Source organism: Nitrosomonas sp., from assembly GCF_019752095.1.
Lineage (GTDB): Bacteria > Pseudomonadota > Gammaproteobacteria > Burkholderiales > Nitrosomonadaceae > Nitrosomonas.
This window is the reverse complement of the sequence record NZ_JAIEMO010000019.1, coordinates 1-18891: the sequence shown is the minus strand read 5'-3', so window position 1 is coordinate 18891 and position 18891 is coordinate 1. Positions and strand designations below refer to the sequence as shown.

At 44.2% G+C, this 18891-nt stretch carries 20 protein-coding genes; 16 read left to right on the top strand and 4 right to left on the bottom strand.

The window, feature by feature from the left end; all coding sequences use genetic code 11:
* Nucleotides 1-1278 (bottom strand): sigma 54-interacting transcriptional regulator (locus K2Q13_RS06690; protein ID WP_292920218.1); only part of this gene is annotated, 1278 nt, incomplete at its 3' end.
* 400 nt (nucleotides 1279-1678) lie between these two features.
* Here K2Q13_RS06690 and K2Q13_RS06685 point away from each other — a divergent pair.
* From K2Q13_RS06685 to K2Q13_RS06660, 6 genes are all read left to right on the top strand, one after another.
* The gene (locus K2Q13_RS06685) at nucleotides 1679-3229 is read left to right on the top strand and encodes an alginate export family protein (protein WP_292920215.1); all 1551 of its coding nucleotides are present in this window, start codon (nucleotides 1679-1681) and stop codon (nucleotides 3227-3229) included.
* 255 nt (nucleotides 3230-3484) lie between these two features.
* Nucleotides 3485-4204: a c-type cytochrome gene (locus tag K2Q13_RS06680; RefSeq protein WP_292920217.1), complete on the top strand. Its 720-nt coding sequence runs from the start codon at nucleotides 3485-3487 to the stop codon at nucleotides 4202-4204.
* Nucleotides 4201-5484, top strand: a complete 1284-nt coding sequence (locus K2Q13_RS06675; RefSeq protein ID WP_292920213.1) for a cytochrome c — start codon at nucleotides 4201-4203, stop codon at nucleotides 5482-5484. Before K2Q13_RS06680 ends, K2Q13_RS06675 begins: the two co-directional genes overlap by 4 nt.
* Nucleotides 5485-5611: 127 nt before the next feature.
* Nucleotides 5612-6919, top strand: coding sequence for a M18 family aminopeptidase (locus tag K2Q13_RS06670; RefSeq protein ID WP_292920211.1), 1308 nt, complete (start codon nucleotides 5612-5614; stop codon nucleotides 6917-6919).
* A gap of 214 nt (nucleotides 6920-7133) precedes the next feature.
* Nucleotides 7134-8393 carry a peptidoglycan-binding domain-containing protein gene (locus tag K2Q13_RS06665; protein ID WP_292920209.1) on the top strand — a complete coding sequence of 420 codons (1260 nt, stop codon included), beginning with the start codon at nucleotides 7134-7136 and terminating at the stop codon, nucleotides 8391-8393.
* Nucleotides 8394-8395: 2 nt separating this feature from the next.
* Nucleotides 8396-9013, top strand: coding sequence for a hypothetical protein (locus K2Q13_RS06660; RefSeq protein ID WP_292920207.1), 618 nt, complete (start codon nucleotides 8396-8398; stop codon nucleotides 9011-9013).
* 51 nt (nucleotides 9014-9064) lie between these two features.
* Here K2Q13_RS06660 and K2Q13_RS06655 read toward each other — a convergent pair whose 3' ends face one another.
* Together K2Q13_RS06655 and K2Q13_RS06650 are read right to left on the bottom strand one after the other, a co-directional pair.
* Complete coding sequence (locus tag K2Q13_RS06655) at nucleotides 9065-9901, bottom strand: thermonuclease family protein (RefSeq protein WP_292920205.1); 837 nt, start codon at nucleotides 9899-9901, stop codon at nucleotides 9065-9067.
* 288 nt (nucleotides 9902-10189) lie between these two features.
* Nucleotides 10190-10930, bottom strand: coding sequence for a PEP-CTERM sorting domain-containing protein (locus K2Q13_RS06650; protein WP_292920203.1), 741 nt, complete (start codon nucleotides 10928-10930; stop codon nucleotides 10190-10192).
* Nucleotides 10931-11384: 454 nt separating this feature from the next.
* Here K2Q13_RS06650 and K2Q13_RS06645 point away from each other — a divergent pair, with 454 nt between their 5' ends.
* From K2Q13_RS06645 to K2Q13_RS06600, 10 genes are all read left to right on the top strand, one after another.
* A complete protein-coding gene (locus K2Q13_RS06645; protein WP_292920201.1) occupies nucleotides 11385-12197 on the top strand; it encodes an ABC transporter ATP-binding protein in 813 nt (270 codons plus the stop codon).
* A complete protein-coding gene (gene mlaE, locus K2Q13_RS06640; RefSeq protein WP_292920199.1) occupies nucleotides 12190-12987 on the top strand; it encodes a lipid asymmetry maintenance ABC transporter permease subunit MlaE in 798 nt (265 codons plus the stop codon). The genes K2Q13_RS06645 and mlaE overlap by 8 nt, the downstream gene beginning before the upstream one ends.
* Complete coding sequence (gene mlaD, locus K2Q13_RS06635; RefSeq protein ID WP_292920197.1) at nucleotides 12987-13454, top strand: outer membrane lipid asymmetry maintenance protein MlaD; 468 nt, start codon at nucleotides 12987-12989, stop codon at nucleotides 13452-13454. Before mlaE ends, mlaD begins: the two co-directional genes overlap by 1 nt.
* Before the next feature lie 86 nt (nucleotides 13455-13540).
* The gene (locus tag K2Q13_RS06630; protein ID WP_292920195.1) at nucleotides 13541-14161 is read left to right on the top strand and encodes an ABC transporter substrate-binding protein; all 621 of its coding nucleotides are present in this window, start codon (nucleotides 13541-13543) and stop codon (nucleotides 14159-14161) included.
* An 8-nt stretch (nucleotides 14162-14169) separates the two neighbouring features.
* A complete protein-coding gene (locus K2Q13_RS06625; protein WP_292920193.1) occupies nucleotides 14170-14508 on the top strand; it encodes an STAS domain-containing protein in 339 nt (112 codons plus the stop codon).
* A 52-nt stretch (nucleotides 14509-14560) separates the two neighbouring features.
* The gene (locus K2Q13_RS06620; RefSeq protein ID WP_292920191.1) at nucleotides 14561-15478 is read left to right on the top strand and encodes an ABC transporter ATP-binding protein; all 918 of its coding nucleotides are present in this window, start codon (nucleotides 14561-14563) and stop codon (nucleotides 15476-15478) included.
* A complete protein-coding gene (locus K2Q13_RS06615) occupies nucleotides 15475-16230 on the top strand; it encodes an ABC transporter permease (RefSeq protein WP_292920189.1) in 756 nt (251 codons plus the stop codon). Before K2Q13_RS06620 ends, K2Q13_RS06615 begins: the two co-directional genes overlap by 4 nt.
* A 49-nt stretch (nucleotides 16231-16279) precedes the next feature.
* Nucleotides 16280-16525, top strand: coding sequence for a BolA/IbaG family iron-sulfur metabolism protein (locus K2Q13_RS06610; protein ID WP_292920187.1), 246 nt, complete (start codon nucleotides 16280-16282; stop codon nucleotides 16523-16525).
* 87 nt (nucleotides 16526-16612) lie between these two features.
* Nucleotides 16613-17392 carry a co-chaperone DjlA gene (gene djlA / locus K2Q13_RS06605; RefSeq protein ID WP_292920185.1) on the top strand — a complete coding sequence of 260 codons (780 nt, stop codon included), beginning with the start codon at nucleotides 16613-16615 and terminating at the stop codon, nucleotides 17390-17392.
* A gap of 34 nt (nucleotides 17393-17426) precedes the next feature.
* Entirely contained in the window at nucleotides 17427-18035 is a 609-nt protein-coding gene (locus K2Q13_RS06600; RefSeq protein ID WP_292920183.1) for a glutathione S-transferase, read from the top strand.
* 249 nt (nucleotides 18036-18284) lie between these two features.
* Here K2Q13_RS06600 and K2Q13_RS06595 read toward each other — a convergent pair whose 3' ends face one another.
* Nucleotides 18285-18695, bottom strand: coding sequence for a hypothetical protein (locus K2Q13_RS06595; RefSeq protein ID WP_292920181.1), 411 nt, complete (start codon nucleotides 18693-18695; stop codon nucleotides 18285-18287).
* Nucleotides 18696-18891: the final 196 nt, after the last annotated feature.

Genomic DNA, 18891 nt, shown 5'->3' with positions numbered 1-18891 from the left:
AACGTTGATGTGTTCGGTGCCGCCAACGCGCTCGATGGTTTTTTCCTGCAAAAAGCGCAGCAGATTAACCTGCAAGTCCATGGGCAGGTCGCCGATTTCATCGAGAAAGAGCGTGCCTCCGGCGGCTAGATGAAAGCGGCCGACTCGATCGCGATGAGCACCGGTAAATGATCCGCGAACATGCCCAAAGAACTCGCTCTCAAAAAGATTCTTAGGTATAGATGCGCAATTTACTTTTACTAGTTGTTTGCTTGCTCTGGTGCTATTTAAATGAATAGCACGTGCAATCATTTCTTTTCCCACACCTGACTCACCCAGAATCAGGACACTTGTTGGCATCTTTGCAACGGCCTCGATCTGAGTGAGTGTACGTTTCAATACCTGGCTTTCGCCAATAATTTCGCCGAAATTGATCGTGATGTTGATTTCATCGCGCAGATAATCGCGTTCATGCTCCAGTAATTCCTTCAGTGTTTTGATCTGTTCATATGCTATTTCACGTTGCTGTTCATTCTTTTTACGCTCAGAAATATCCCGAAAAATAACAACAGCTCCTTTGATTCTATTGTCTTCTAGGATCGGCGTACTCGTATATTCAACAGGAATTGCAGTGCCATTGGTGTGCCAAAAAACTTCGTCATCTCCATGACGCACCTTTCCATCTTTAAAGGCAGTATAAATTGGACATTCGCTACTTGGATAGGGCGATCCGTCTGGATACGAATGATGGTGAATGTCATGCAATGGTTTGCCAATTACATCAACGCTACGCCAGCCCAGTATTCTAGTTGCCGCTTCGTTAACAAAGATTGTATTGCCTTGGTTATCTACTCCGTAAACACCTTCCCCAGCCGCATTAAGGAGTAATTCATGAATGGTCTGCAAATGGCGCAACTCATTAAATGTTTGACTGTGTTCAACGATGTCACCAAATACCAGTAACACCATAACTTGTTTTGCATGTGGCGATTGTATGCGCCAAGCTGACACTATTCCCTTGTGTACCGGTTGGGTGAAATGATTCTTGGTTAATAATGTAGCGGGGGCTTCTTTAATGAAGTGGCCTCTATTTGCCACTTGTTCAATTTGATGCATAAGTGCCGAATCTTGATGTAAATCAGCGAGTAATTCTGCAACAGATAAGGAAACTGTATCTGCTGCATTCAGATTTAAATAGTTACGCCAAGTGGAATTTATCTCGCGACAAATGAGTGCGTCATCTAACATCGCAACAAATAAAGGGGAATTTTGAAAAAGTATTTTAAAGGCATCGATCATCACGACAGAACTCTCATATTTTTGAGAATTTTATCGCAATAAATTGGCAATAACAAATTCTTGTTTTTCTGCTATCGATATAATTCTATATTAATCAATGCTATATATCTGGCATAATTTGTGCAATATAGCATCTGAGATGAAATCTATAACTCAATTCGGGGTCTTGAAATATGAAGGAGATGGCATGATTTTTCTATGGGTTCAATGTTGTAATCGCTTTGCTGAAATATGGCTTTATCACAAGTGCAACTATTTTAATAAAGTCCAAGAAAATTTAATTTACGAAAAAGATAGTCTACTTGTATCTTCATCGGTGACTCCCGTGCGCTTACGAAAGATTCTGATGCTAAGCATACGAGGGCTGTTTATTAAAATTCGATTAAGCTGCATAGCAACTATGTTCCTGTGTTTTCAGGTGCATGCGTCAAGTCTATCGCCTGAAAGCATTCACGCTTCAGTAACTATCCCGACAGCCACAGCAACTGGAACTCATGCAGCCATTGACACTTTTGATATGTCGAAAGTGCCGCCGGTCACCGCAGCATCGCGCCCAGGCTTGTTTTCTCTTCCGTTCTCCGGATCTGGTTATTATTCATTCTGGGACATGGTCACCGGCAACAAACGCGAAAAACCACCGGTTGCACCTTATGCGCCCATTGCGCTCATGACTACGCCAGCCTACGACATTGACTTTCGCTATTTGGACAACCCAGATCATGAAAAAGACATTTTTGATCCGGTCAAAAGAGTTCATTTAGCCAGTGATTGGTTACTATCGTTTGGTGGTAGTTTCTGGTACCGCTACACCAACGAAACCGACAGCCGTTTAAATGCAGCCGACATTGATAATAGCTTTCATTTGCTACGTACGCGATTCCATGCGGATTTATGGTATCAGGATAGAGCACGATTATTTGCTGAATTTATTGATTCTCGTATCCTAGGAGCAGATTTACCTCCTCTCGCAACGGATAGAAATCATACCGACATGCTCAATCTATTCACCGATATCAAACTGGCCAATGTTAATAATGGTCCCGTTTATATTCGTGTCGGACGGCAGGAATTATTGTACGGTTCACAAAGATTGATCTCCACACTGGACTGGGTCAATACCCGTAGAACATTTCAAGGTGTAAAAACTTTCTGGCGCACACCAGAATGGGATGTTGACGCATTCTGGGTGCGCCCGATGATCACTCAAAAGGGCAATTTTGATAATTGGGATACTCAGCAGAATTTCTTTGGCTTGTGGGCCACCAACAAACCTAAACCCGGTCATTTAATTGATCTTTATTTTCTTAGTCTGGAAAATGACCGGAATCTTCCTGCAGCCAATGTATTAGCAGGAAATATTCTGCAGGGTAATTCTCACGTTCATACGTTAGGCAGCCGACTTGCTGGCAATTTTGACAATTTCCTTTACGAACTGGAAGGCATGTATCAATTTGGCCAACGCTCCGGCTTGGATGTTTCCGCTTTTGCAGTGGCTACTGGTGTTGGCTATCGATTATCCATGCCGATGAATCCGCAAGGTTGGATACGTTATGATTTCGCATCCGGCGATAGCAATTCCAAAGACGGCAGAAGCAATACATTCAATCAACTGTTTCCATTTGGTCACTATTATCTGGGTTTCCTGGATCGCGTAGGACGACAGAATATTCATGATATCAATGCACAATTTAACTTGAATCCAATGCCATGGATTACCTTTATTTCACAATACCATCGATTCTATCTAGCGAATGATCGGGATTATTTGTATAACGCTGCTGGCGCTGCCACACTGCGAGACATTACAGGTCAATCCGGCAGCCATGTCGGAGATGAGGTTGATTTCCGGTTCAATTTTCATGTTAATCGACATCAGGATGTATTAATTGGATATACAAAAATGTGGAGTGGAAATTTCTTAAAAAAAACAGGTACCTGGAATCAACCCTGATCTCTTCTATGTTCAGTACAACGTACGTTTTTGACAATTGCCAAAGATTCCTATAGGTAGTGTTAATATTATTCAGAGCGATTGTAATGGCAGGTACAACTACATGATTCTAGGCTTTTCGCTTTAAAACTCATGCTAAATTTGTACACCGTTAGTTGCAAAAGTTTTTCAAGGCGTCGATTTAGACATTAAGCACGAAGACCGTGCGATATACTCACAATTGATCATATTATATAAATTGCTAAATAATTCTAAATAATGCGTTTTATTTTATTGTTATTTTTTTGCATCACCGGTGTGGCGAATGTGAATGGTAGTACACCTACAGAAGTGCCAGATACCATGGCTGAGCGAGTTAAAGCTTGCACTATCTGTCATAGCGCTGAAGACAAAGTAGGGCGTGATGCTTATTACCCTCGCATAGCGGGTAAACCGCAGGGGTATCTATTTAATCAAATGCGCAATTTTAGGGACGGCCGACGCTATTATCCGCCAATGGCCATTCTGTTGGAAAATATGTCGGACGAATACCTGTTGGAGATAGCACAGTACTTTTCATCTTTGCAATTACCTTACCCTGACCCTGAGCGAATTCAGATGCAACCCGAGGAAATCAAACTGGCGGAGCATCTGATTTATTCAGGATATCCAGAGCGGGATATCCCGGCATGCAGTGCCTGTCATGGAGATGTTTTGATGGGCGTAGAGCCTGCTATTCCAGGTTTGATTGGATTGCCTCGCGCTTATATCACGGCACAGCTGGGCGGGTGGCGCAATGGAGGTATCATGCGCGGTGGGAAGCCTGACTGCATGTCTGCAATTGCTAAACAGTTGACCGAGGACGAAGTCAATGCAGTTGCAAAATGGTTGGCGAATCAATCGGTTTCTGGGAAACCAAGTTCATTTGATGTGCTTTCATCTGAGTTGATAGATCGCTGCAGCCGAACTATCCTGGAAAACGGAGGTGCAGAATGAAGCATCTGGCCATAATACCCCGCGTAAGTTGGTGGAAAAATATTACTTTGCTGTGGATGTGCATGATATTGCAAGCAATGGCTGCGGAGATTACTGCAGGCGAGCCAAAACGTTCTGACGAAGTGAATTATGGCGCCTACCTAACCCGCATCGGAAATTGCATGGGATGCCATACGGCTAAAGGTGGCGTGCCATTTACGGGTGGACGCCGATTATCTACATCATTTGGTGTATTCATTACCCCAAATCTTACCCCCGACAAAGAAACCGGGATTGGCCGCTGGACGCAACAGGATTTCTGGCAAGCACTGCATCAGGGCAAGTCGCGTGATGGGCGGCTTCTATATCCAGCTTTTCCTTATACCGAATATACCAAAGTAACACGCCAGGACATCGATGCGATATTTGCTTATCTGCAATCGTTAGCGCCTGTTCCGCAGTCCAATCCTCCGCACGATATTTTCTTTCCTTATAATTCCCAATCACTGCTCGCAGTCTGGCGCGCATTGTATTTTAAAGAAGGCGTTTATGAGCCGGATCAATCCAAAAACCAAACATGGAATCGCGGCGCTTATCTGGTACAGGGATTAGGTCACTGTAATGCCTGTCATACCACCCGTAACATATTGGGAGCAAGTCAAGATGAAGCCTTGATGGGCGGACAAATAATGGGCATGAATTGGTATGCGCCTTCTCTGTCCTCGCATTTGGAAGCAGGCAGTGGTGATTGGGAGATCGATGAAATCGTTGCTTTGTTGACAACAGGCGTAACAAAACGTGCTGTGACTTCAGGTCCCATGGCAACCGTTGTCAGGCAAAGTCTGCAATACTTGTCGCAAGAGGATGGTCTCGCTATGGCGACCTATCTAAAATCACTGACAGAAAATGAGGCAGGTAAGTTGTCTGGTGTCAAGTTCTCGGTGATGTCGGGCAGCTTGCGGAAACATTTGGATCTGGGTGGGCAGCTTTATCAAGAATATTGTCAAGCATGTCATGGTGCAGACGGAAAAGGTGTCCCAGGCATTTATCCTGCGTTGGCCGGTAATCGGGGTGTAATTATGGATTCGCCATTGAATACTATTCGTAGCGTGCTGAATGGCGGCTATCCGCCCACAACGGCAGATAATCCCCGGCCTTATGGAATGCCACCGTTCCAACAGATTTTACGTAATGAAGAAGTGGCGCTGGTGGTGTCTTATATCCGAAATGCTTGGGGAAATCGTGCCAGTTTAGTAAGAGCACTGGACGTTGATCGCAGCAAAGGCGGGAATGACCAATAACACATGAAATAGTGTTCACAGCATAGTATACCTATGATTTATTACTATTTTTAGCATTTATTTGCAAACACCTCTAATAAGTGATAACACAAATTATCACTATAACTATCAGAAAATGAGATAAATAATGAGTGCAAAACAAGTCGTGCAGCATTTGCTGAACTTTATCGATGAAAGCCCGAGTCCCTGGCATGCCGTTGCTTCGATTGAAGCTGCAATCCATGCTTTTCAGTTTGTTAAGCTGGATGAGACGGTCAAATGGCAATTACAGGCAGGCGGTCGGTATTACGTGATACGCGATGACTCTTCGATCGTACTGTTTGTGCTGGGGCATAAAGCGCCTGCTGAATCGGGTTTCAAGATTGTGGGGGCGCATACGGATTCGCCGGGATTCCGCATCAGACCGAACGCCGCGACCGCGAGCAATAGCATTGCCAGGATTGGTGTTGAAATTTACGGCGGACCGATCCTGGCAACATTTACCGACCGTGACCTAAGTTTGGCCGGGCGAGTTAGCTATGTTGATGATAAAGGAAATCTCTCTCAAAAATTAGTGCGTTTCGATCAATCTTTAGTGCGCTTGCCGAATCTTGCGATTCACTTGAATCGAGGCGTCAATGAGAATGGATTGAAACTGCATAAGCAAAATGAATTATTTCTATTGTTCGCACAACTGACTGCAGATCAACTACCACCGCAGCCTTATTTTGTCGCATTATTGGCGCAGGCGGCAGGAATAGAGGCTGCACAGCTATTATCCTGGGATTTGGCTGTTTACGATACGCATAAAGGGACACTCTGGGGCGCAAACCAGGAATTTTATGCCAACAGTCAGATTGATAACCTGGCATCTTGCCATGCTGGATTGCAAGCCATGCTGGACGATACTGTTATCAACACTGCTGAAAGTACGCTGGTCTGTGCCTTCTTCGATCATGAAGAAATTGGCAGCAAAAGCCATATCGGAGCTGCCGGTAATTTTTTAACCGAAGTGTTACAGCGGGTCAGTATTGCAACTTCATCGGACCGGGAGGCTATGTCATGCGCGTCCGCAAATAGCTTTTTGATCAGCGCGGATATGGCGCATGCTTATCATCCCAACTTTGCTTCAGCCTATGAAGCTGACCATAGTGTGATTGTCAACCAAGGTCCAGCGATTAAATCCAATGCGAATCGACGTTATAGCACTGAAAGCATTTCCACCGCACATTTTATTCGCTGGTGTAAAGAAGCAGATGTCCCCTATCAACGCTACTCGCATCGTAGCGACTTGCCTTGCGGCAGTACGATCGGTCCGATTGCTTCAGCGCAGCTGGGTATTCGTAGCGTCGATATTGGCTGCCCGATGTGGGCTATGCACAGTGTTCGTGAAAGCGCAGGAGTACAGGATCATGAATATTTGATTAAGGTACTGAAGCGATTTTTTAGTAATTAATGGTGCAGTAAAATTTCCGGCATTGAGCGATACATCAAGCCTTAAGCAAATCATAAAAATATTAATCGTTGTGAGAAAACTCACTGCTTATCATTCTGTGAAAATATAATAATCATCGCTGGAATGCATTTGATAATCAGACGGGCGACACTGGATAGTCGCTTGATTTGATTCTTTCTAAATATCATAAAACACGGAGAAAAAGAGGTTCGATATGCTCGAAATTTTGATTGCGGTTTTTCTGATATACGCACTTTTCTCGGGATTAGTCAGCGGCGTCAATGAGTTGATAATACAGTGGCTTGAAATGCGAGGCAAGGTGTTATTTGAAGGCATTGCAATGATGCTGGGAGAATTGCCCAAGAAAACCTATAAGCCGGGTATTTTTAAACCATTCTTCATAAAAGACGCTAGTCTTACCGAAGATCTATACAAACACCCGTTGATTGACTCGCTGTCACCGGCAGGGGGCACGAGGCCTTCGTATATATCGTCGGCCACTTTCTCAGCGGTACTCGTTCAAACCCTGTCGAATGATGGCTCATTGGCTGCATTGCGGCAGAAACTAGATGACCGGAATACCCACTTGGGCAAATTATTCGGTCCTATGCTCGATGAAGCCAATGGAGATCTGGAAAAATTCAAGACCAAACTCGAAGCTCATTTCAATGAAGTAATGGACAGAGTGGGTGGGTGGTACAAACGCCGTGCGCAAGTTGCACTGTTTACGATTGGATTGGCACTCGCCGTGTTATTTAACGTGGATAGCATTCATATCATGCAACAACTGCAAAAAGATCCAGCACAAGTGGAAAAGCTGGTGCAGATGGCGGAAGCTAAAATGCAAGCTATTGAAGAACAGAATCAGAAATCAAACGCCAATGTAGACGCTGTTTCGGAAGTTGATAAAAGTGTAGACGTCAACATCAAAGCACAATTTGCGGACCTTAAAAGTCAATTTGAAGCCTTCAATAATTTGACGTTACCTATTGGATGGGCGTTTTCAGATCAGTCCGATTCTTTTCTTGACTCTTTTGATTACCCAGCTCAACAAAACCGAAGCTTAAGCTTGCTTGGCTGGCTTCTCACAGCTTTGGCAGCCACATTGGGTGCGCCATTCTGGTTTGATGCTATATCTAAACTATTTACAATTCGCGGAGCCGGTAAAAAACCTGATGAATCTGCCACAGCATCTGCGACACCTATAGTGCAAGTAGTTACATCCCCAGAGAATGGCACGGTGGTGCATGATATTCAACTGAACGATTTCGAAGCGAGTCGGCTAAATGGTGATGATATTGAGGGTTTGCAAAGAGCCTTGGGAATTCCCGCTGCAAAAATAAATGGAAAATTTAGCGAGGAGCTGAGAAATTCACTCCGTGAATGGCAACGCATCACTGGAAAAACCGTAACCGGCCAATTTGATGAACCGACTGTATTGGCTCTGCTATACCCTGAATCAGGAGGAAAATAGACATGGCTAGTAGTGTACAAATATTGCCTCAGGCAGGACGCCCGAATGTCTCTCTTGAAACGCTGGAAGCATGGCTAGCTCCTCACAAAGAAGAGCTGCAAAAGTTTCAGCTATGGATTGTGGGGATTCGCGGTTTTTTTCCTGCTATTGGTCCTTCCGGGCAGAATGACCGCAATGTATACGATGATGCGATCATTCTGCGGGTTCCGTCCCTCAATATTTTTGCTGCTTTTAATGGCAATACAGATCCATCAAGAATTTACAAGGGCTTCGGCAAGAGTGAGCAAACCAAAGAGATGGCAGTCCTGAAAACAGGATTATGGCCGGCTTACCGTTTTGACCGACATAATGGTAATCAACCACATGAAGCTATCTGCCAACGTGCGGGTACGGTTACGGTAATTCGGGACGGCGATCCGCCCTACCCGGATACCGGGAATTTTGGTATTAACATTCATCGAGGGGGTTATACAAAAACATCCAGCCTTGGATGCCAAACCATTCCCCCAGAGCAGTGGGATGAGTTTTATTATCAAGCAAGTGACGCTGCAAAAAAACTTTGGGGAAGCGCGTGGAAAAGTAAGACCATTGCTTATGTGTTGCTGGAAAATAAGGCATAGTCCCACCCGAAATATGAAAACTGGCTGGAAGTTTTAAGCTATCGCAGTAGATTATCGCATGATTAATGCACTGGGATGTTGAATTAACAGGCTGTAGTGATCCTTGTTGCGCGATACCCAACCGCGAATCTCCAGTGATTTTCCAACATAAGTGCTCAGTGCAGGGAACAAATCGAGATTTGTATTCAAGATGCGTATATCAATCTTGTCATCAAATATCAGGCGCGTGTATTTCCTGCTTTTCTTAATCGATGTCGGGGTTCCGGTAAATCGCTGCCAGCCTTTGTTGTGGTTGGCAATTTGCGCGATTAACTTGGGTTGATAATCCGGCATTGACCAGATGCCGATTTTCTGTTTTTCAGCCTGCTGCTGCGCTTGAATCAGTTTGTCGCTATAACGTACATTAGGCGGGATAATACTGACGAAGGCCAAGCCATTTTCCAATAGTGCTTGGTTGATATGTTTGCCATCCGGCGTAAAAACATGGGCAAGCAAACGCTTGTACTTATCTCGCTTGGTTTGATCATATTCCAGATAGACTTTGCTTTCCTGTAACTGAGCCTGCAGCCACATCTTGGCTGCAGCACCGCCGGGCTCTTCCGCACGCAACCGGCTTTCAATTTCAGGCGTGTTAACGCCCAGCAAACGAATCTGTTTTTTATCTTCCAATATGATGGTATCGCCATCGTATACTCTGACAACAGAATGTAAATGGCGCCCGGGTTGACTGATAATATCGAGTTTTTTGGCACCGATTGAGGGTACGTCTGAATAAGTTATCCGGCCCCGGTCATCGACGCTACGGTAGATTTCGGTTGCGAATCCATTGGATGTAAAAAAACTAATGATCAGATAGCCAATCAGATAGTGCTGTTTGCTAAAGAACATAGCCGATATCTCAGAAGAATGGATTGTAGTAGGCCGTTGGAAAACGTTTCCGAAGCAGCTGATGCAAGGAAAAAATAGGTGAAAAACGCAGTTTATGCCTAATAAATAAGCATTTTGAACCTACTTTTAACACCGCAGCGGCAATGCAGATAGTATCTCAGCGGCCTGTCACATAAAAATTGGCCTGCATGATGCCATGCTATAGTTAATTGCATCAATGTCAATGAACGTATATGGCTCCTCCGCAAAATGACTTTGCGGAGAGAGGCGAAAAAATAAGTTGAGTGTCTAGCGTGCCATGTCGATCACAAGTGGAAAGGTTACTGCTCTGATTCCACGACGATATCCCAGAAAGCCTAACAACCCCAATCCGGCTAACCACATGGCATAGGTTTCTGGTTCAGGAATCGGTGGTAGTGGTATCCCATCTATGCCACCCGCTACCGTTCCACCGATGCCAAATTCACCACCGATAGCACTGTTTAATGCTGCAATTCCATTATCATTCAATAGGATAGAACGAAACTGAAATCTATCTGATGGGTTGTAAATGAACGACCCATAGGACACGCCAGTCATTAAATCGTTATAAACTGAGGGATTGATTCCTGTCGCACGTACTTCGGATAATGCGGAGGTGATATCGAATAGCTGATAGTCCACTGATCTACCAGCGATTGAGTAGGTAAATAAATTAAATGATGCTGAAGTAATAGTTTCATTGATATCTGAAAAATCGAATGTAAAGAAGTTGTTGTGATTATCTGTGGTACTGCAGCTAGGTGAACACGTGCCAGCGATATAATTTTTGTTTTGCGCTTCATGTTTTGAGCTAGTCCACCAACCGCTATCAGAAATTGGCACAAAAAAATCTCCTTTGTTTGTGGTGATATTCAGGCCATTGGATGTGTTTAAGCCATCGTTGCTGAAACCAAATACGTTAATTTCTGCCAATGCTGATCCGGACATCGAAATTCCAATAATAGGCAGCATGAAACTCAGCATATTAATATTATTTAACTTCTTCATTTTTCATGCCTCCAATTAAATCGTTATTCAATTAACCAGGAAGATATAGCTGTCCTACTGACTTATACCACAATTTTATCAAAGTAATTGTCAATGCTTGTGGAGAAGCAAATTATCGATTCTTTCTTCGAGGGTATTCTGAGTAGTCGCCATTTTGATCATGACAAAAAATCTATAGTGCCGATTACAAATATTCCTAATTTTGTGCGGAATGACAAATGAAAGTTACTCAGATATTTTTGAAACAAGAAAACTACGCTAAAAAGCAATTTAAGCCAAACGTCTGGAAGAAAGTGGATTAAAATTGACATCTATTAAATCGGATTGATCGATTGATGATATTAGCAACGCCAAGTATTCCTCGATTATCCATAGGCGTGTCAGGAATATTTTAAATTAATACAAAACACTGCGATTATCGTTCATCTTTTCTCAAAAAAATTAATCATTGAGCATGGCATCTGAAACTTTGATTGAGGTCAATGACCTGAATTTTTCCTATCCTACGCGCGCGATTCTGAACGGCATCAATATGTCCATGCGGCGCGGCCAGGTCATTGCGGTGATGGGCGGCAGCGGGTCGGGGAAAACCACGTTGTTGCGATTAATCAGTGGCGCGATTCAACCCACTTCCGGATATGTAAAGTTTGCAGGAGAAGTAGTACATGAACTGGATCGTGATGCGTTGTTCAAGCTGCGACGCAAAATGGGCATGCTGTTTCAGTTTGGCGCATTATTTACTGACTTGTCCGTGTTTGATAATGTGGCGTTTCAGATGCGCGAGCACACCAATTTACCGGAATCGATGATTCGTGATCTGGTATTGATGAAATTGCATGCGGTAGGTTTGCGCGGCGGACATCAATTGATGCCCAATGAATTATCCGGCGGAATGGCGCGGCGTGTGGCTTTAGCCCGTTCGATTGCACTGGATCCGATGTTGATCATGTATGACGAACCATTTACTGGGCTTGATCCGATTTCGTTAAGCGTGATTGGCAATCTGATTCGCCGGTTGACAGACTCTCTCGGCATGACTTCGATAGTGGTGACGCACGATGTGCATGAATCGTTAAAAATTGTTGATTATGTTTACTTTATTGCAGATGGCGTGATAGCGGCCGAAGGCACGCCTAAAGAAGTACGCGAATCGATTGCGCCTTTTGTGCATCAATTTATCCACGGCGAAGAGGATGGGCCGGTGCCTTTTCATTATCCTGCGCAAGCCTACCGGAAGGATCTGAATCTGGAGGATATCGTTGCTTAAGCAGATTATATCCGGCATTCAGAATATCGGGCATCGTGCGATCGAAAGCGTCTGGCGGCTAGGTGTTGCCAGTCGTTTTTTTATTCTGGTGTTATTAAAATCCGGCACCAGTCTGCGTCGATTTGATCTAGTTATACGTGAATTATATTTTACCGGTGTATTGTCGCTGATCATTATCGTGGTATCAGGCTTGTTTGTGGGGATGGTGCTCGGTTTACAGGGCTACGAGACATTACAGAAATACGGTTCGGAGTCAGCCGTTGGCACGCTGGTGGCGTTGTCTTTGGTGCGTGAATTGGGCCCGGTCGTAGCAGCGCTATTGTTTGCCAGCCGGGCCGGTTCTGCCATTACTGCAGAAATAGGTTTGATGAAAGCAACCGAGCAATTGGCAGCAATGGGAATGATGGCGGTTGACCCGATTGCCCGTGTCGTCGCTCCGCGGTTCTGGGCCGGGGTGATTTCCATGCCATTTTTGGCGGCGATGTTTTCAGTAATGGGTGTTTTTGGCGGATATCTTGTTACTGTGTTATTCATCGGCGTGGATGAAGGCTCTTACTGGTCGCAAATGCAAAGTGCGGTTGATTTCCGGTTTGATATATTAAACGGTTTTATAAAAAGTTGTTTTTTTGGTGTGGCGGTTACCGCGATTGCGGTTTTTGAAGGATATGATGCACCGCCGACGGCAGAGGGCGTATCCGGCGCGACTACGCGCACGGTAGTCACTTCTTCATTAGTCATTTTAGGGCTTGATTTTATTTTGACCGCTTTTATGTTTAGAGGGGTAAGTTAATGCAGCGGACAACGATGGATTTATGGGTGGGTGTGTTTGTGATTACGGGTATCATTGCGCTCATGATCCTGAGTCTTAAGGTTGGCAATCTGAATGTTTATAATCCCGCGCAAAGTTATGTGATCACCGGGAATTTTGAGAATATCGGTGGCTTAAAGATCCGTGCGCCAGTGAAGAGCGCAGGTGTCGTAGTTGGGCGTGTAACGAATATACAGTTTAGTACGGAAACTTACGATGCGGTTGTGTCTATGAGCATGGATGGCCAATTTGAATTTCCTAAAGATACGTTTGCCAGTATTTTGACGTCAGGGTTGTTGGGAGAACAGTATATTGGATTGGCTGCAGGTGGCGATGAGGCGAAGCTCAAAGAGGGTGATAAAATAATGAAAACCAATTCCGCCATGGTGCTTGAGGAATTAATCGGACGTTTTTTATTTAATAAAGCGGCGGAAGATGATTCTTTCTAATTCAATGGATTGTTAATTTTATTCTGGTTGGTTAGTATTGCATATTACGATTTACGATTTACGATTAAAAACTTGATGAGGTGATAATGAAAAGGTTTCTCGGGTTAATGATACTCATGTTTGCTAACTTGGTAGCATCGTCTGCTTGGTCAGTAGATTTGGCACCGGACAGACTAGTGGACAGGACAGTGAAGGAAGTGATCGGGATTATCCAGAAAGATGAAGAGCTGAAAAGTGGCGACAGAGAAAAAATGTTCGACTTGATCGAGGCTAAGATTCTGCCACACTTCAATTTTTCGCGCATGACGCAGCTTGCAATGGGGCAGCATTGGTCCAAAGCCCAGCCGGAGCAGCAAAATAAGATTGTGAATGAATTCCGCATACTGCTGGTTCGCACGTATTCCAACGCGTTAACAAGTTATCATGATGAAACGATTAAAGTGAATCCATTACCTGATTTAGGTGATCGTACTGAAACCAAGGTACGTACCATGGTGATTCAAGGGAAAGGAAAAGAGCCCGTTCCGATCGATTACAGCATGGAAAAAAAACCAGATGGCTGGAAAGTCTATGATGTTACAGTGGCTGGCGTGAGCCTAGTGACAAATTATCGTGGAAGTTTCAACAGTCAGGTTCGAAAAGGCGGCGTGGAAGGGCTTTTGAAAGCCTTGTCGGATAAAAATAAGTCGCTTGAGGGTAAAAGATAGTTGTGACGGTGAGTCGATATGATCCTTACACCACAATGATTTTTCGCGATAACAACAGAGTTATTGTGCAGGGTTCGGTCACGATTGATAATGTTGTGCGGTTGATGCAAGAAGGAATCGCGCTGTTTGAAGATCAGCCATTAACGATTGATCTGGAGCAAGTGTCTGAAGTCGATTCAACCATTGTCAGCATGTTGCTTGAATGGTTGCGTGCAACACGCAAAAATACCCATACGCTGCAGTTCATTAACCTTCCTGAAAATCTCACCAGCCTGGTTCAGTTATATGGAGTGGCGGAATTAATTCCGATTCCGCCCCCCCCAGCCACACCCCAAAGCGCTTCTTGATCCGATACGATTCTGCTGTCTCTGAAGTTCTTATAATTTAACTCCCTATACGATGTTATCTGCGATTGAAATCAAGCGCGTATGTAAAAATTTTGGAAGCATGCGCGCATTAGTCGATGTGGATTTGGAGATTTCTCCAGGAGAATTTTTTGCATTGCTGGGCCCCAATGGTGCCGGAAAAACAACGTTGATCAATATTATTGCCGGCTTATCCTTGGCCGATAGTGGTTCGGTCAATGTGATGGGACACAACGTTATTACACAATACCAGCAGGCGCGGCGGAATCTGGGAGTCGTTCCACAGGAATTGGTATATGATCCTTTTTTCAGCGTACGCGAGGTTTTACTCATCCAATCCGGTTATTACGGGATAAAACACAATACTCTCTGGGTGGACGAAATTATTGAACGCCTCGATTTAACCGACAAGGCCAATGCGAATATGCGCTCGCTATCCGGTGGCATGAAGCGGCGTGTTCTGGTTGCGCAAGCACTGGTACACAAACCGCCAGTCATTATTCTGGATGAACCGACAGCGGGGGTGGATGTTGAATTGCGCCAAACCTTATGGGATTTTATCAAGCAACTTAACCAGGATGGGCATACGATTGTTCTGACTACACATTATCTGGAAGAAGCGGAAACGTTGTGCAACCGCGTGGCTATGCTCAAGGAAGGTAGGATTATTGCATTGGATAGCACGCAGAACCTGATTGGAAAATTGGTTTCAGGCAACTCGGTAAAAATAAGATTGCTACCCGATAACCTACCGTTGGTGCTTCAACCGCTGAAGAAAAATTGCACTAATGGCTTGTATGAACTGCGAATAGATAATTATGCACACATAGAATTTATTCTGTCGGCTTTGAGATCTGAAAATATACACATACAGGAAATGCATATGCAGCAACCTGATCTGGAGGATGCTTTTGTTAGTCTCATCAGAAATAGCGGGAATAAATTGCAATGACCGGTTTTTTGACCCTGTTACATAAAGAATTGCTGCGTTTCTGGAAAGTCGGTTTCCAAACAATCATAGCGCCGATGGTTTCTACCCTGCTGTATCTGCTGGTTTTCTTTCACGTGCTGGAGACGCGGATAGAAGTTTACCCGGAAGTGGCATATACGGTTTTCCTGATTCCCGGACTGATCATGATGTCAGTGATCCAGAATGCCTTTGCAAATTCATCTTCCAGCATGATTCAATCCAAAATTAGCGGCAATATCGTATTTGTCTTGCTTTCACCCCTCACGTATCGCGCCATATTTTTTGCGTATATACTGGCATCCATTATTCGTGGTCTTTTAGTGGGTTTGGGCGTTTATCTGGTCACATTGATATTTTTTGATATTCCGCTACTATTACCCCTTTGGGCAATATTGTTTGTCATTCTGGGAAGTGCGATACTGGGCGCATTGGGATTAATTGCAGGAATTCTGGCGGACAAGTTTGATCAATTAGCCGCTTTTCAGAATTTTATAATTTTACCCCTCACGTTTTTATCAGGCGTCTTTTATACCATTCATTCACTGCCAGCCGGTTGGCAGTATTTATCTCACCTTAATCCATTTTTTTATATGATTGATGGATTTCGCTACGGTTTTTTTGGTGTATCGGATATTTCGCCTCATATCAGCTTATTGATTGTTTCTATATGCTTGATAGCGATATCTGCCCTGACCATCAATCTGCTCAGAAGCGGATATAAACTAAGGCAGTAAAATAACTTTGCTTTACTTTAATATGCATAATGCATGAAGGAGAATTGAAATGCTTACCGCAGAGGAAATTAAAACATATATTGAATCATCGCTACCCTGTGAGCATGTGCTGGTGGAGGGAGACGACGGGGTTCATTTTCATGCACTGATCGTCAGTTCTGAGTTTAATGGAAAAAACGTGGTGCAACAACATCAGTTAGTATACAAATCACTGGGCGATAGAATGAAGCAGGAGATTCACGCGCTATCGATGAAAACGCTGACACCTGAACAATGGACAGCAGCATCCCAATGATGCAAGAAAATAGCTGGCAATTTAGCTGACATCGTTCAATTAAACGGTAACTGATAACCATTCCCTATTTACTGATCTGGAATTTCATTGTTTAGATTACTTGGTGCCTTCGTCGGTTTTTTTATCTTTGGCTTTTTGGGCATTTTCCTGGGCTATTTTGTTGGAAGCTTTATAGACCGGTTTAACGCGTACGGTTCAGGTGGAATGAATCCATTTAATGCTACGCGCCGCCAGTCGGTTTTTCTGGAAACCACTTTCATATTAATGGGAAAGCTGGCTAAATCGGATGGGCGTGTTTCTGAGACTGAGGTATCGCATGTGGAGCTGTTCATGCAGAAACTTGGCATGACACACGAGCACCGCTTAAAAGCCATTGCTTTATTCAAGCAAGGTGCATCGGCTAACTATGATATTCATCCGCAAATAAATCAATTTCTCGCTGTATGTGGCGCTTCCAGCAACTTGAAGCAAATGTTGCTGGTGTATTTGATCATCATGGGATTATCGGATGGGCAGTTGAATTCCGTCGAAGAAGCGCTTTTGCGCGAGATTGCCGGGCACCTTGGGTATCATCAGGTGGCATTCGATCAGCTAATCGACATGGTGAAAAATCAAATGCATTTTGCCGGTGGACAAACAAGCTCACCCAGTGCATTGGAGGACGCATACCGAGCGCTAGGCGTCAGTAAAGATAGTACAGACCAACAAGTCAAACGGGCTTATCGTAAGCTGATGAGTCAATATCATCCGGACAAATTGATGGGACAGGGTGTGCCGGAGGAAATGGTCGCGATGGCCACTGAACAAGCCCAAGAAGTCCAGACTGCGTATGATTTAATTAAAAAGAACCGGGACCAAAATCGGTAGGACTTCTTAGTCGACTCAATCATTCAACTGAATCATGAAACCACTGCTGTACACATTCCGCCGTTGTCCCTATGCGATGCGTGCCCGATTGGCCATTAAAGTCAGCGGAGTCGAAGTGACGACGTACGAAGTCAGCCTGCGCGCCAAGCCGAAAGAAATGCTGGAATGTTCACCCAAAGGCACTGTACCGGTATTAAAATTTGCCGATGGCAGCGTACTCGAACAGAGCCTGGACATCATGCAATGGGCGCTTTCCATCCATGACCCTGAGCATTGGCTTGAGAGTGATCAAGAAAAATCAAATGCAATCATGTCACTGATCAAGCAAAATGACGAATCGTTTAAACCCGCGTTGGATCTTTACAAATATGCCGTTCGCTTTCCCGAACATTCTGAGGCTTATTATCGCGAACAAGCAGAACCCTTCTTAGCCGACCTGAATGCACGTTTGAGTCAGGACGGTTACTTGTTGTATGCCCGCTATACATTGGCTGATATGGCCATCTTCCCTTTCATCCGACAGTTTTGCAATGTCAACCCGGATTGGTTTTATGCCTCACAATACCATCACTTGATTCAATGGCTGAATCGTTTGATTGAATCTAGCTTATTCCAGAGCGTAATGCAGAAAGAGGTTGGTTAACTAAAAAAGGCTATTGAGAAATGTATTCGAGGAGATCTTTACGCGATGCAAAGTGGTAAAAAAGTACATTCGGCAATTTTAAACGGGGTGGTCTTGTACTGATCTACAGGGTAAGCTCATTTTTCTTGGTTCGCGATATCTGGCCCTATTTCCTGCAAAAACCTATCCGATCAATACTTACAGCGAAGCGAAGGGTATTTGGATTTCATTTTCTTTGAAGTTTATTGTTTGTCTCATTTGCCATTCGTTTCATGAATTCTCTGTAAAGTTCTTGGGATTGATTTTGAGACAAACAAAACGTTGTTTCTTTATCGATGGCCACCGGCAGTTGAGGTCCAGTGCGGCCATCCAATTTGTCTCTGAGATTTGATAGATGCTGTCTGCTGTTCGGGGGATATTTTCCGATTTCCATCCAGCGGCAAGCAGTGCGCCCATCGTTGCTATACGCCACCCATTTGATTTTTGGTTGGCGTCTTTAGCTTGAAAGGGTTTGTCCTCAGCTTCATAGATTTTGCTCATGAAGCTTAGAAAACCAGCGCATCGTCCCAATGCTTGGGCATCTACGTACGACTCTTCCTTTTGATCCTCAATTTTCAGATCGGCAGCGCCTGTAGACATTGCGGCGAAAAGCAAACTCGCGGTGCAAATAGTGCGAATCATTAAGGCTCCTTCGAAGATCAGAAAAAGGCACAAATTAACTTTGTGCCTTTGACTATTACCGATCAGGAAAGCTAAGTCTTTTTAGGCTGTGCTTTGCCCTTCATTTTTATTTTTGCGCATCATCATAAAAGCAGCAGCGCCCCCAATCAGCAACACGATTGATACAATGATCGTAACCTTCGATATCGGACGGCCT

Coding starts and splice junctions, on each gene's coding strand:
- K2Q13_RS06595 (WP_292920181.1), bottom strand. CDS start 18,695: ATGATTCGCACTATTTGCACCGCGAGTTTGCTTTTCGCCGCAATGTCT.
- K2Q13_RS06660 (WP_292920207.1), top strand. CDS start 8,396: ATGGCTAGTAGTGTACAAATATTGCCTCAGGCAGGACGCCCGAATGTC.
- K2Q13_RS06650 (WP_292920203.1), bottom strand. CDS start 10,930: ATGAAGAAGTTAAATAATATTAATATGCTGAGTTTCATGCTGCCTATT.
- K2Q13_RS06665 (WP_292920209.1), top strand. CDS start 7,134: ATGCTCGAAATTTTGATTGCGGTTTTTCTGATATACGCACTTTTCTCG.
- K2Q13_RS06615 (WP_292920189.1), top strand. CDS start 15,475: ATGACCGGTTTTTTGACCCTGTTACATAAAGAATTGCTGCGTTTCTGG.
- K2Q13_RS06675 (WP_292920213.1), top strand. CDS start 4,201: ATGAAGCATCTGGCCATAATACCCCGCGTAAGTTGGTGGAAAAATATT.
- K2Q13_RS06670 (WP_292920211.1), top strand. CDS start 5,612: ATGAGTGCAAAACAAGTCGTGCAGCATTTGCTGAACTTTATCGATGAA.
- K2Q13_RS06610 (WP_292920187.1), top strand. CDS start 16,280: ATGCTTACCGCAGAGGAAATTAAAACATATATTGAATCATCGCTACCC.
- K2Q13_RS06645 (WP_292920201.1), top strand. CDS start 11,385: ATGGCATCTGAAACTTTGATTGAGGTCAATGACCTGAATTTTTCCTAT.
- K2Q13_RS06685 (WP_292920215.1), top strand. CDS start 1,679: ATGTTCCTGTGTTTTCAGGTGCATGCGTCAAGTCTATCGCCTGAAAGC.
- K2Q13_RS06600 (WP_292920183.1), top strand. CDS start 17,427: ATGAAACCACTGCTGTACACATTCCGCCGTTGTCCCTATGCGATGCGT.
- K2Q13_RS06620 (WP_292920191.1), top strand. CDS start 14,561: ATGTTATCTGCGATTGAAATCAAGCGCGTATGTAAAAATTTTGGAAGC.
- K2Q13_RS06630 (WP_292920195.1), top strand. CDS start 13,541: ATGAAAAGGTTTCTCGGGTTAATGATACTCATGTTTGCTAACTTGGTA.
- K2Q13_RS06655 (WP_292920205.1), bottom strand. CDS start 9,901: ATGTTCTTTAGCAAACAGCACTATCTGATTGGCTATCTGATCATTAGT.
- mlaD (WP_292920197.1), top strand. CDS start 12,987: ATGCAGCGGACAACGATGGATTTATGGGTGGGTGTGTTTGTGATTACG.